The sequence below is a fragment of the Pedobacter sp. SG908 genome (assembly GCF_011759615.1).
Classification (GTDB): domain Bacteria; phylum Bacteroidota; class Bacteroidia; order Sphingobacteriales; family Sphingobacteriaceae; genus Pedobacter; species Pedobacter riviphilus.
Genome location: NZ_JAAOYY010000002.1, coordinates 385050 through 398844 on the forward strand (window position 1 = coordinate 385050; position 13795 = coordinate 398844).

General features: G+C 39.6%; 10 protein-coding genes and 1 riboswitch. Of the genes, 5 read left to right on the top strand and 5 right to left on the bottom strand.

The window, feature by feature from the left end; all coding sequences use genetic code 11:
- The first annotated feature begins 87 nt into the window (after positions 1-87).
- Positions 88-3426, top strand: a complete 3339-nt coding sequence (gene mfd / locus FHT21_RS16620) for a transcription-repair coupling factor (protein ID WP_167295891.1) — start codon at positions 88-90, stop codon at positions 3424-3426.
- 103 nt (positions 3427-3529) lie between these two features.
- Positions 3530-3751: a DUF3820 family protein gene (locus tag FHT21_RS16625; RefSeq protein WP_029274918.1), complete on the top strand. Its 222-nt coding sequence runs from the start codon at positions 3530-3532 to the stop codon at positions 3749-3751.
- Positions 3752-4046: 295 nt separating this feature from the next.
- On the opposite strand, the gene FHT21_RS16630 is transcribed toward FHT21_RS16625, so the two are convergent.
- The gene (locus FHT21_RS16630) at positions 4047-4763 is read right to left on the bottom strand and encodes a DsbA family oxidoreductase (protein WP_167295892.1); all 717 of its coding nucleotides are present in this window, start codon (positions 4761-4763) and stop codon (positions 4047-4049) included.
- A gap of 84 nt (positions 4764-4847) precedes the next feature.
- Complete coding sequence (locus FHT21_RS16635) at positions 4848-7544, bottom strand: M14 metallopeptidase family protein (RefSeq protein WP_167295893.1); 2697 nt, start codon at positions 7542-7544, stop codon at positions 4848-4850.
- Positions 7545-7667: 123 nt separating this feature from the next.
- A riboswitch (cobalamin riboswitch) is annotated at positions 7668-7875 on the top strand.
- Positions 7876-8070: 195 nt separating this feature from the next.
- On the opposite strand from FHT21_RS16635, the gene metE reads away from it, so the two are divergent.
- The 3 genes from metE to FHT21_RS16650 all read left to right on the top strand — a co-directional run bounded on the left by metE (position 8071) and on the right by FHT21_RS16650 (position 11659).
- Positions 8071-10404, top strand: coding sequence for a 5-methyltetrahydropteroyltriglutamate--homocysteine S-methyltransferase (metE, locus tag FHT21_RS16640; RefSeq protein ID WP_167295894.1), 2334 nt, complete (start codon positions 8071-8073; stop codon positions 10402-10404).
- Positions 10405-10545: 141 nt separating this feature from the next.
- Positions 10546-10932 carry an acyl-CoA thioesterase gene (locus tag FHT21_RS16645; RefSeq protein ID WP_167295895.1) on the top strand — a complete coding sequence of 129 codons (387 nt, stop codon included), beginning with the start codon at positions 10546-10548 and terminating at the stop codon, positions 10930-10932.
- Between the two features lie 61 nt (positions 10933-10993).
- Positions 10994-11659, top strand: a complete 666-nt coding sequence (locus tag FHT21_RS16650; RefSeq protein WP_167295896.1) for a class I SAM-dependent methyltransferase — start codon at positions 10994-10996, stop codon at positions 11657-11659.
- 129 nt (positions 11660-11788) lie between these two features.
- On the opposite strand, the gene FHT21_RS16655 is transcribed toward FHT21_RS16650, so the two are convergent.
- Genes FHT21_RS16655 through FHT21_RS16665 form a run of 3 tightly spaced genes read right to left on the bottom strand, consistent with a single transcriptional unit; the run spans position 11789 to position 13755 of the window.
- Positions 11789-12598, bottom strand: coding sequence for a phosphatidate cytidylyltransferase (locus FHT21_RS16655; protein WP_167295897.1), 810 nt, complete (start codon positions 12596-12598; stop codon positions 11789-11791).
- A gap of 43 nt (positions 12599-12641) precedes the next feature.
- The gene (locus FHT21_RS16660; RefSeq protein WP_029274925.1) at positions 12642-12848 is read right to left on the bottom strand and encodes a DUF2007 domain-containing protein; all 207 of its coding nucleotides are present in this window, start codon (positions 12846-12848) and stop codon (positions 12642-12644) included.
- A complete protein-coding gene (locus tag FHT21_RS16665) occupies positions 12829-13755 on the bottom strand; it encodes a CPBP family intramembrane glutamic endopeptidase (protein WP_167295898.1) in 927 nt (308 codons plus the stop codon). The genes FHT21_RS16660 and FHT21_RS16665 overlap by 20 nt, the downstream gene beginning before the upstream one ends.
- Positions 13756-13795: the final 40 nt, after the last annotated feature.

Sequence of the window (13795 nt, forward strand, 5' to 3'; positions counted from 1 at the left end):
TTTTGTAGGCAAACTCGTCAAAAATAGTTAAAAAAACCTTTACACAAATTGCAGGTTAATATTAAAAGATAAGCTTATTTTTGTGCCTTGAACATTCGCGATTTAATAAACAGATACAAAACCGACGATAGGGTAACTCAATTTACCAAAGCGTTGAACAGCACTAAAAACCCAAAGATACAATTAAAGGGATTGGTGGGTTCGGCTGATGCTATTGTTACCCTTTCTTCTTATTTCCTATTACACAAGCCCTTACTGTTGGTTTTGCCAGACCGGGAAGAAGCCGCTTATTTTCAGTCTGACCTGGAAAGCGTTTTGGATAAACAGGTTTTATTGTTTCCTTCCTCGTACCGCAAATCTTTCGATTTTACGCAGGTAGATACAGCAAACGTATTGGCCCGTGCAGAGGTACTGAATGAATTGAATCACGATTCGGAGTATGGCAAAATTGTAGTTTCTTACCCTGAAGCCATTGCCGAAAAGGTGATTGACCGCTCTGCTTTAGAAAAAAACACTTTAGAAATCAGTTTGGGAGCCAAGTTGGGCATCGATTTTATTAACGAATTTTTAATTGATTACGATTTCGACCGAAGAGACTTTGTTTACGAACCAGGGCAATTTTCTATCCGTGGTGGCATTGTAGATATATTTTCTTTCTCTTCTGATTTGCCTTACCGCATTGAGTTTTTTGGAGATGAGGTAGAAAGCATCAGAAGTTTTGAAATTGAAAGTCAGCTTTCGGTTGCCGATGTTAAATCGCTTACCATTGTACCTAATGTTCAGGCAAAATTTTTAACAGAAAGCAATATCAGCATCCTCGATTATATCGACCAGGATACACAACTCTGGTTTAAGGATATAGAGTTTACCCTCGATATTGTTAAAGCTGGCTTTAAAAAGGCTGTTGAACTGTGGAAAGCGCTACCAGCGGCAGATAAAAGTCAAAATCCAGAATGGATTGATCCGAAATTTGCCTTTACTGACGAAAAGTTACTGGGCGATCATCTTCAGGATTTTCCAATCATCGAATTCGGGAAGCAGTTTTTTTATAAAACAGACAACCGCTTTGAATTTGAAACGAAGCCACAGCCTTCATTTAACAAAGATTTTAATCTCCTTATCCATAACCTTAAGGAAAACGAAAAAGAAGGCATTGTTAATTTTATTTTTACCGATTCACCAAAACAGATTGAGCGTTTATATGCCATTTTAGAGGATATTGATAAAACAGCCAAGTTTACACCGATTAATAGCATGCTGCGCGAAGGTTTTGTAGATCCGCAGATTCAAACGGCATTTTACACCGATCACCAGATTTTCGATCGATATTACAAATACAAACTTAAAAAAGGCTATCAGAAAAGCCAGGCCATTACCCTGAAAGATTTAAGGGAACTTAAATCAGGTGATTATGTTACCCACATCGACCATGGGATTGGAAAGTATGCCGGATTGGAAAAAGTAGAAGTTAACGGCAAAACCCAGGAGATGATCCGTTTAATTTATGCAGATAACGACCTACTTTATGTGAACATCAACTCGTTAAACCGCATTGCCAAATATAGCGGTAAGGAAAGCGGAGTGCCTAAGATGAATAAACTGGGTACTGATGCCTGGGACAAGCTAAAAAAAACTACTAAAAAAAAAGTTAAAGATATCGCCCGGGACCTGATCAAGCTCTATGCTTTGCGCAAAACCCAGGCAGGAACCGCGTTTTCTCCAGATAGTTATTTACAAACAGAATTGGAGGCTTCTTTTATTTACGAAGATACACCCGATCAGTTAAAGGCTACCCAAGACGTGAAAAAGGACATGGAATCGCCACATCCAATGGACCGTTTAGTGTGTGGTGATGTGGGCTTCGGAAAAACAGAGATTGCCGTACGCGCGGCATTTAAAGCGGTAGCAGAAGGAAAACAAGCGGCGGTTCTGGTACCAACAACTATTTTGGCCTTACAGCATTTCAAAACTTTTTCTTCACGCTTAAAAGATTTCCCGGTTACCGTTGATTACATTAACCGTTTTAAAACCAGTAAACAGATTAAGGATACATTGGCCGAAGCAGCTGCAGGCAAAGTTGATATTTTGATCGGCACACACCGTTTGCTGAGCAAGGATGTAAAGTTTAAGGATCTCGGCATCATGATTATTGATGAGGAGCAGAAATTTGGCGTTACCGCAAAAGAAAGGCTAAAAGCGGTTAGGGTAAATGTTGATACTTTAACCCTTACAGCAACTCCGATCCCAAGAACGCTGCATTTCTCTTTAATGGGCGCAAGAGATTTATCCATTATCAGCACGCCACCGCCAAACCGCCAGCCGGTTAGTACCGAATTACATGTTTTTAATGATAAACTGATTCAAGAGGCCGTTCAGTTCGAATTAGACCGCGGCGGACAGGTTTTCTTTATCCATAACCGCGTAAACGACCTGATGCAATTGGGTGGCTTAATCCAGAAACTGGTTCCAAAAGCAAGAATCGGCATTGCCCATGGGCAGTTAGATGGCGATCAACTAGAAGATGTAATGCTCGATTTCATTAATGGAGAAAAAGATGTTCTGGTAGCCACCACGATTATAGAAGCGGGTTTAGATATCCCCAATGCCAATACCATCATCATTAACCATGCACATATGTTTGGTTTGAGCGATTTGCACCAGATGCGTGGCCGGGTAGGCAGGAGCAACAAAAAAGCTTTCTGTTATTTACTTTCTCCACCCTTATCTACTTTAACTTCTGAAGCACGGAAGCGTTTAAGTGCTATTGAAGAGTTTTCTGACTTAGGAAGCGGTTTTAACGTAGCTATGCGCGATTTGGATATCCGTGGAAGTGGAAATTTATTGGGTGCCGAGCAGAGTGGTTTCATTGCTGAAATTGGTTTTGAAATGTACCACAAAATATTGGATGAGGCTATTCAGGAACTAAAAGAAGCAGAATTTAAAGGCCTCTTCGAAAATGAACCTGCCCGTCCATTTGTGGGCTTTACACAGGTAGATACAGATCTTGAATTGTATATCCCTGATGCATACATCACCAATATCACCGAGCGTTACAATTTATATACCGAGCTTTCTAAACTTGATAACGAAGCAGAATTAGCCATTTTTGAAAAACATTTGGCCGACCGTTTCGGTCCGGTTCCGCCGCAAGTAAAAACGATGCTAAGTGTGGTGCGCTTGCAGTGGCTGGGCAAGAAACTGGGCTTCGAGAAAATCAGTTTTAAGAAAAATAGTTTACGCGGGTATTTCTTAAGCGATAAACAATCGGCTTATTTCGATTCGAATACCTTTACCAAGATTTTAACTTTTGCGCAGAACCACCCGCGTATGTGTAATTTAAAAGAAGTAAAAAATACCTTAAGGATTGCTTTCGATAACATAAGTACTGTTGAAGAAGCCATTCAAACTTTAGAACTTATTGACTAAAAACGTTAATTCAGTCAACGGACAGACTCAATTAACGTTAATTCGGTCAATGAACTGACTGAATTAATGTTTTTTAAATTATCAGCACTACCTTAAAACAAAAATGTTAGATCCAACCTTATTGCTCGATTTAGTGAAAATGCAAATGCCTTATGGAAAGTATAAAGGTTACCTGATCTGTAATATCCCCGAAAGTTATTTGCTGTGGTATAAGGATAAAGGCTTCCCAAAAGGGAAATTAGGCGATTTAATGGCTACTATGTTCGAAATCCGGGTAAATGGTTTAGAGTATTTATTAACGCCGTTGAAGAATCAAAATCGGTAGTTAAGAATGATAGGTTAATGCGAACATTTATTCCGGGCTATTGTCTTCCCGAACCAAAAGTGATGGTGGCAGGTATAGAGGAATCGTCATTCCCAACTTGATTGGGAATCGTAATGCCTTAGTAGGGTCGCAGGTTGCATTAAGATTCCCGCCTGCGCGGGAAAGACGACCGTTTTGAATAGACATCTCCATTGCGCTGCGCTTCAGGAGATGACGACTAATCTGTAAAAACCGCAGATCAACATTTATCGCAGAAAAAATCTGCGGAGATCAGCGTAATCTGCGGGAAACAATGCTATATCTCACAACCATTTTCATCACAAACGGCATCATCATTTTTGTTTAATGAAGTAAGCGTAGTTTTTGGCTGGGCAGATTTCCACTCGGCAAAACTTTGGGTAAGTGCATCGGTAAATGCCTGAACAGGCTGAGCGCCCGAAACACCATATTTACGGTCCATTACAAAATAAGGCACACCACGGATCCCTAAATTCTGGCTTTCATAAATATCATAACGAACGGCTTCGGCAAATTCATTTCCATTCAAAACCGATTTGGCCTCGTCCTTATCCAAACCAATTTCTACAGCAAGATCAATCAAAACATCAATTTCGCCGATATTTTTACTGTTCACAAAATGTGCTTCAAACAGTTTCTCTTCGGCTAAATCCTGAAGATTATGTTTTGCTGCCAAATGGATCAAACGATGTGCATTGAAGGTATTGGCAGGGATATTCGTATCAAAATCCATCTTCAAACCAGCATTTGCAGCCATATCCGCAACCTGTTTGGTCATTTGTTTAGCCTGTTCAATGGGCATTCCCTTGCTTCTCGAAAGGTAATCGTAAACGGTTTCGTTATTCGTATTATGGTACTCAGGATTGAGCTGATAACTTTTCCAATCGACTTCAATTTCGTTTTTGAACGGTAGTTTTTCTACCGCCTGTTCAAAATGTCTTTTTCCGATATAGCAAAACGGACACATTACGTCCGACCAGATTTCTACTTTCATAATACAAAATTAAACTGATTACAGTTGGCTAAAGTAAGGCCAAAGTAAAAAGCCACTATCGTTCAGGATAGCGGCTTCTCAAATTTATTTATACAATTGGTTAAATATCAGTTTAAAAGTACCATGTGTTTGTGCCCTAAAAGCAATTTCAGGCCCAAAAGCAAGCAGTTTGCCCTTGCCAACCTTCGCTTCGAAGGCCGTTACACCATCTTGCAGGTAAGCTTGCCCCCAGGCCCATCCGCTGCGTAGCGGTGTGGCATTTTCGAACCACATTAAAGGTTTAATCTTTCCAGCCACAATGGCATCGCCTGTGAGCTTAAAAACAGGGCTATTATCGAAATATACATCAGCTTCCTTTTCCATTCCCCAATTGGTTGGTAAAGTAGTATCTACACCAACATTTAGAACACTCCCTGGAACATAGTACTTTTCAGCAGGCAATCGTTTTTCTTCTCCGTTTACAATTTCAACCATTGCATTCCGAACCGGAAGATTTAAATGATAGGCCAAATTGGTGCTACTACCTATGGTTACAATATTGCCGCCTGCCTCCAAAAATTTCTTCAATTCAGGGATTGATTTGTCGGCGGTGATCCTACCCAAACGATTTCTAAATTCTTGAGGGATTTCTTCTGCCTTTGGTCCGAAAGATCTGTTTCCGAATCCTCCGCCTTGTACCGGCGGTATGGCACCACCCACAAAAACAATTACATCGTATTTAGATTTTAAGTTGCCGGCATCAATATCCTGTGGATAAATTACCGTTGCGTTATAATGATATTGTTCCATTAAAAATCGCACCCAGCCCGAAGCCATAGAGCCGCCGTAAGTATCCCAAAGGGCAATCCTTCCAGCAGAAATTTTAATTTTATCTTTTGGGGCATTCGCACTTTTTAATTTGATATTCGCTTTTTCTAGTATTGCTTTTCCTGCTGATGAAACATAAAAATCGCCATTTTCAGTCGAACGGTAAACCTCAACTTTGCTTTTTAATAAATCATTAGCCGCAGTATAAGAATCATTTTGTGCAGCACTTAACACATAACCCGATCCGTTTGGTAATTTGTTTTCTGATTTCAACAAAACACCATATGGATTTTTCTCAAACGGACCAGAAAAATCGTCGAGAATCCGATCAAATTTAACATCCATTAAATAGGCTAATGTCCATCCTGCAGCATCGTATGGCGGAATTGGAGCACCACCTTCGTATTTAAAATCGTTCGGGTGATCCTGAGGTTCGAACATATCCAAAACGTGTGGACGAAAAGCCTGATCGGTTTTTACGACATAACTTCCGGCAGGATAATTTTTCCCTGCAACGGTAAATGAAGCGGTTGCTTTTTGAACCACAATTCCTGTTCTGATCAAAGCATTTAAAAATTTAACTGCAGAATTAAAATCAGGTTGATCGGCACTTAAAATGTATCCGCGAGGATCTCTGTTCGCCGGAGCCTTCATCACCGTATCAAAAGCTTTCATACTGATCTGCCGTCTTGGCCCAAAATCGGCATCTCCCCCTGCAATTGCGGTACCTTTTTCGCCTTTTGCAGCGTTGTTAATGGCTTCAATTTTCTTTGGAGAGAACGACCAGGTATCTTTTTTACCTCGTTCTATCGAATTTCTGCCCATCTGATAAATGTTATACAACAATTCATCGCGGTAACGTTGTGCATAATTTAAAACAGCATAATTTAGTGATACCGAATAATCGATCGAGTTTTTAAAGTACCATTTCCTCGGGGTAATCGGGTTTGGCGAATCGCCATTCGGTAATAATCTCGACGGAACTAACGGAATTTCAGAAGGAGTAGGGTTCCCGATAATTTCGGTCAAGAGCCCAATCATATTGTGAAAATATGTGGTGGTTCTTAGTCCGCCATTATACCAGGTAGAATAAACCGATCCCCCGCGTTGGGTATAACCAGGTTTATTTTCCACATTCATTCGGTTGTGCATGGCTGCACCAACCGCATCTAAACTGGTTAGTAAGGTTGGGTCGAAAACGTAATTGAACGGATCGCGGTAGGGAGGCCCAGCAACAACAGTTCCTGCCGGGCCAGCCTGATGGTGGTTATACATAATCTGAGGGATCCATTCCACAAAAAGCTGGCGACCAATATTCTGTGTTTCTTTAAGGTTTAGCATAAAGAAATCGCGGTTATTATCATGGCCTGCATATTTTTCATATAAAACGGGTAAGCCTGAGGTTGTTCTTTTCTTGGGATCTTTCTCTCTCATGTACCAATTGCTCACCAATTCTTGCCCATCAGGGTTGGCATGGGTAAACAAAATGATTACATTATCCAAAATACGCAGGGTTTCCGGATCTTTTCTGGAGGCAAATTCATAAGCGGTTTCGATTAGTTGATGTGCACCCACTACTTCGTTGGCATGTAAACCACCATCTATCCAAACTACTGCTTTACCTTCCTGGGCTAATGCTTTTGCCTGCTCGGGTGTAATTTCAGCATGCGCCAGTTGTTGCGAAATTTCCTTGTAACGGTCTAATTTCTTCAGGTTTTCGGGCGAAGAAACAATCAGCATATATTGGCTTCTGCCTTCTTCGGTTTTGCCAATATCAACCAGTTTAATGCGGTCAGAACTTGCCGCGAGTTTCTTAAAGTAAGCTTCTGTTTGGGTATAATTGGCCAATTGATAATCGTCGCCGATATCAAAACCAAAATGAGATTTTGGCGTTGGCACTTCCTGTGCCAATACAGCACAGCTATTTACCATTAAAAAAGCAACAAAAAGCCTTTTAAAGTAGATTTTTATCATAATAGTTTAGTTAGGTAATCAAATATAATAGAGAATAAGCGCCAAAAACGGCTTGCTGTAAATTTGTTACAAGTTTTAAATCCTAATCCATACATTTGTCCTGATGTAAGTTCTTAACTTTATTTTTCATCAACCGATACAGGTTCCCGGAATTACACCCGGGATTAATAGGGAATCGTGTGCAAATCACGAGCTGTCGCGCAACTGTAAATTCTGTCTTTTACCAAGAGACAACGGTCTTATCATTCATGCCACTGTGCCGTTTACCGGGATGGGAAGGCGATAAGATCGGGAATAAGTCAGGAGACCTGCCTATATTGAATTGACGGTACTTTCGCGTTATAAAGTAATTGGTCAGGTCTGATTGTACACGATAAAATTAAAATTTTATATACTTGCTTTAAGCTTTTGGCTGATGAGCAGGTTGTTTGTGCCCAAACCTTTCCCTTTAATTTTTAACATAGAGTATTACAAAATAGTGCTTTAAGAGCTTTTAAACGATTTATTTACTTAATCTTTAAAAGAGATGCTAACGCAAAATCTGGGCTATCCGCGAATAGGTAGCCAAAGGGAATTAAAGAAAATCTGCGAAAATTATTGGGCAGATAAAACTGGGTACAAAAATGTGCTTCAGGTGGGAAAAAACATTCGCCACGAAAACTGGAATCTTCAAAAAGAAGCTGGAATTGATATCATTCCCTCGAACGACTTTTCTTTTTATGATCATGTGCTCGACCATTCGTTAACTTTTGGTGCGATACCGAAAAGGTATAACGAAGTGATCCTGAAAAAAGGGAATTCGGAGCTTGATCTCTATTTTGCCATGGCCAGGGGTTATCAAAAAGAAGGATTAGATGTGGTAGCGATGGAAATGACCAAATGGTTCGATACCAATTACCATTACATCGTTCCTGAGTTTTACAAAAACCAGCCTTTTAAACTCTTCTCTACCAAAATTATCGATGAGTTTTACGAAGCAAAACAATTAGGCATTACTACAAAACCTGTTTTAATCGGCCCGGTATCTTACCTTTTATTGGGAAAAGAAAAAGAAGTTGGCTTCGAAAAAATCGATCTGATCAAAAACCTGCTTCCGGTATATATCGAGATTTTATCTCGCTTAGATGCCTTGGGTGTAGAATATGTTCAGTTTGATGAGCCGTTTTTAACTTTAGACCTTACCGAAAAAGACAAAAAAGCTTATGAATATGTTTATAAAGAAATTAGAAAAGCTTTTCCAAGGTTAAAGATCGTTTTAGCAACTTATTTCGAAGGTTTAGGCAACAATCTTGCCTTAACTACTTCATTGCCTGTAAATGTTTTACATATCGATCTGGTACGCGCTGAAGGTCAATTGATAGATGTTTTAGCTTCGTTAAAAGAAGATACCATCCTTTCATTAGGTTTGGTAGACGGAAGAAACATCTGGAAAAATGATTTCGAGAAATCTGTTTCAATCATTAACCAGGCTGTAGAAAAAAGAGGGCTGGATAAGGTGTGGATTGCCCCATCTTGTTCCCTAATACACTCGCCGGTTGATTTAGACAATGAAACCAATGAACAAAACCTTTCGGCCGAAATTAAACAGTGGCTGGCTTATGCGAAACAAAAAATTGCTGAGGTAGTTACCTTAAAAAAACTCATCACCAACGAAAGCCCTGCATCTACCCTGCAAAAGCTTGAAGAAAATAAGAATGCGATTGCTAACCGTAAAGTTTCTAAAATCATCCACAATCCTGAAGTTAAACAACGTGTTTTAGCATTAAAAGAGCAGGACGCAGAGCGTTTAAGCCCATTTTCTAGCAGAAAAATTAAACAACAGCAACTCAATCTACCAAGTTATGCCACTACAACCATCGGCTCATTTCCGCAAACTGCAGAGGTAAGAAGCTGGAGAGCAAAACTTAAAAACGGAACTTTTACCATTGAAGAATATGATGACCTCATAGCAAAAGAAACCGCAAAAGCGGTAAACTGGCAGGAAGAAATCGATCTGGATGTTTTGGTTCATGGCGAATTTGAGCGCAACGATATGGTTGAATACTTTGGTGAACAGCTAGATGGTTTCGCCTTCTCTAAAAACGGTTGGGTACAGAGTTATGGTTCACGCTGTGTAAAACCTCCTATTATTTTTGGTGATGTTTCGCGCCCAAAACCTATGACAGTAAAGTGGACCGCCTATGCGCAGTCACTTACCACAAAATACATGAAAGGTATGTTAACCGGTCCTGTAACCATCTTACAATGGTCGTTTGTACGTAATGATCAACCTAGATCAGAAACCTGTACTCAGATTGCCCTGGCCATCCGCGATGAGGTTTGCGATCTGGAAAATGCAGGTATTAAAATCATCCAGATTGATGAACCAGCCATTAGAGAAGGTTTACCATTACGCAAAGCTGATTGGCAAACTTACCTGAACTGGGCGGTTAAAGCCTTTAAAATTTCGGCAAGCGGCGTGAAAGACGATACGCAGATCCATACGCACATGTGTTACTCTGAGTTTAACGATATCATCCAGAACATCGCCGATATGGATGCAGATGTAATCACCATCGAAACTTCACGTTCGCAGATGGAATTATTAGACGCATTTGCCGATTTTAAATATCCAAACGAAATCGGCCCCGGGGTATACGACATTCACTCTCCAAGGGTTCCGAAGAGGGAAGAAATGGTTCAATTGCTTAAAAAAGCAAAAGCTGTTATTCCCTCCGGGCAACTCTGGGTAAACCCAGATTGCGGTTTAAAAACCCGTGGATGGGATGAAACCAAAAAAGCTTTGATAGAAATGGTTGAAGCCGCAAAAGAAATGCGTAAAACCGAAGAGGTGCTTGCCACAGATCTTCAGGTAAATTAATGCTAATTTTGCTACGGAGGTAGAGGGAGCACAGATTTCTTGCTAAACCATATCATTGTGGCAAACCTTTTACTTTGGCAATTTTCTACTAAAAATAACTAGAAAGTTGCCAAAGCTTTTTACAGCACCTATATTTAACCCATGACCCTAGAAGAAAGAATAGAAAATTCTAAAACCAGCATTTTTAAAGCCGTTTTCCCTAATACAACAAACCATTACGACACTCTTTTCGGTGGAACAGCCATGCATTTAATGGACGAAGTTGCTTTCATTACCGCAACCCGTTTTAGCCGTCAGATTATGGTTACTGTAAGCAGCGACAGGATAGACTTTAAAAAACCAATCCCCGCAGGCACTATCGTAGAGCTTATCGGCAAGGTAAAGCATGTGGGTAATACCAGTTTAAAAGTGAACGTAGAAATTTATATTGAGCAGATGTATGCCGAAGGAAGAGAATTGGCCGTTCATGGCGATTTTACTTTTGTGGCGATCGATGAAAATAAAAAGCCGGTTCAAGTGATCAAATAATCTAATAACCTCGGCAGAAAAGATGTAAAAAATCATAACGCCCAAATTTTTAAATTTGACTATGGAACATCAACTTTCTGAGGAAGACTTAAAAAATATTGCCAAGCAATTGGCTTGTCCTGAAGGCGAACACGGCATTAAAACAGGCGAAATGATGCATGCCAATAATATCGGCATGACCACTTCTGCAATTGAGGCATTAAACCTTCAAAACAATGAAACGGTTTTAGAAATCGGTCATGGTAACGGCGGACATATTGCTCAACTATTGTTAAAAGCAGAGAACCTAGCTTATTTTGGTGCTGATATTTCTGCAACTATTATTGCAGAAGCCGAAAAGATCAATCAGGATTTCATCACAAAAGGAAAAGTCCACTTTCAGTTAACAGATGGCGTTACATTACCATTTGATGATGATCGGTTCGATAAAGTTTTTACGGTTAATACGATATATTTTTGGACAAATCCAAGTGAATACCTCAGCGAAATTAAGCGGATATTAAGACCTGACGGCACTTTGGCTATATGTTTTGCTGATAAAACTTTCATGCAAAACCTGCCTTTTACTCCTTATGGCTTTACACTTTACGAAGTAGAAACTGTAAAAGAACTATTAGAAAAAGCGGGGGTTACCATTAAAAATACGCTTAAAAAATTAGAGCAGGTACAAAGTAAAACCGGCGAACGGGTAGAAAGAGAATATTATGTTGTAACAGCTCATGCATAATCATAGTCCTCGTTAAAAACGAGGATTAGATAGAATAGCTATTGTATCGCTTATATGAGTATTGAACTGCTTTAAGATTCCCGCATGCGCGAGAATGACGCCAATACCAAGGTCTTTCTCGATGTTCGCTTAATACAAAATCAGATATAAATAGGCGTAAACCACCGGAGCAGCCAATAATAACCCATCAAAACGATCTAACAACCCGCCATGGCCCGGTAATAAACCACCGCTATCTTTGGTATCCAAACTGCGTTTAAGCATCGATTCTACTAAATCTCCTAAAGTACCAAAGCTCGCAATCAATACCGCCATACCAATCCAAACCCAAACAGGGCTTTCGGTAAATAGAAATGACAAGCCAAAAGCGACCAAAACACTGGTGAACATGCCTCCGAAAAAACCTTCCCAGCTTTTCTTTGGCGAGTGGCGCTCAAATAATTTACGTTTACCGTATTTTACACCAAAAAGATAAGCACCTGTATCATTGGCCCAAAGCATCAGTAAAAATGCCAGCGGAAGATGAAAGTTATATTCGTTCCAGTTTTTCAAAAAGCCCAGGGCATGAAAAAAACAGAAAGGAATGGTTACATAAACAAAGCCAACAAAAGTGTACGAGATGTTGGCGAATGGAATTTTGTTCTTTTTATATAGCTCAGTAATAAAAACCGAGAAAATTAGTGGGATACAAAGTAGCAAATACTTCACATCATATTTAAGGTAGTGTAGGCCTGCCGCCATCAAAAATATTAATGACCCCGCTGCCAAACCGATATTACGGTGTGGCCTGATGCCAGAGTTTTTAATCAGCTTGTAAAATTCAAACAAAGCCAAAACACTTAAAACAAGATAAAAGATGGTAAAAGTGTAGCTCCCCAGAAGGATAGAGCCAAGCATTACAATGGTAAAAAAGAAAGCGGTTATTGCCCTGGTTTTCATTTAAGGTAGGAAGTAAAGGGTGTAAAGTTTAAGATCATCATCACTATTCAATTTCGTTTTCAACAATGTATTCTATGGCTTTATCGAAATCTACCTTATTCACCAAAACATTTATTTCGCCAATATTATATGCTGAGAGCTGTTTATTTATCGTTACTGCCGGAATTCCGGCTTCTGTTAATCCCTGTTTTAATACCTCGGCCGCAAAGGCATCGCTGGTGGTATATACTTTAACCCAATTTTCGCTCACGTGTTGCGTTATCTTTAAAAATTTTGAACAAAGCTATGGTAATTATTGCACTAATTAAATAGCCATACCATGGAAAACCGATCGGTTCATCAGCTTTATCAAGTGGCATGTGATGCTTTTGCATGTAAAAAGCCGCGCAAACCGCATAAGCATTGTTTAAGAAGTGCGCCAGCATGGCATACCAAATACTTCCGCTGTAATAATACAGGTAGCCAAAACCTGCACCCAATAACATACGTGGCACAAAACCATAAAACTGCACATGGATGGCACTGAAAATAATGGCTGATAACCAAATTGCAATGTGTGGATTATCAAAAGCCCTGGTTAACGATCGTTGCACGCCTCCACGGAACATTAATTCTTCACCAATTGCAGGTATAACAGCAATCATGACAAGGTTTACAATAAAATCGAAATTACTGCGCACAGTGATCAATTGAATTGTCATTTTCATTGCAATAGCCTCCTTTTCTTTCATCCATTGTTCTATCTTATGCAAAAAATCAGGCAAAATCATTTTCTGGTTCCATATCACAGTCCATTCCATAAACGGCATGCTTAATATCATTATAGCCAGCACAAGCACAACCAACAAGAATTTTGGCTGCTTGAAAAGATAAAACTCCGTTACCTTTTTCCTTTCTGTTAAGGCCAAGGCGATAGGAGGTAAAATAAATGTTCCGATCGAACTTAATATTTGTATCACTTTAAAACCAGCAATATACCTCGTATCGCCAGCTAAAAGCATGTCCAAATTACTTACTATTCCTAAGCCATACATTAGTAAAACAATGACGATAGCTAGAATTCCAAACACAAGTCCGCCGATAACTGCGTAAAATAAAAGTAAAAGTAATTGTAAGAAAGGATTGATTTCCTCCTTGTTAGGTGTTACAAAATTCATTATTTGTACCTTTGTATGTTTTATTAATCGTTGAAGATAG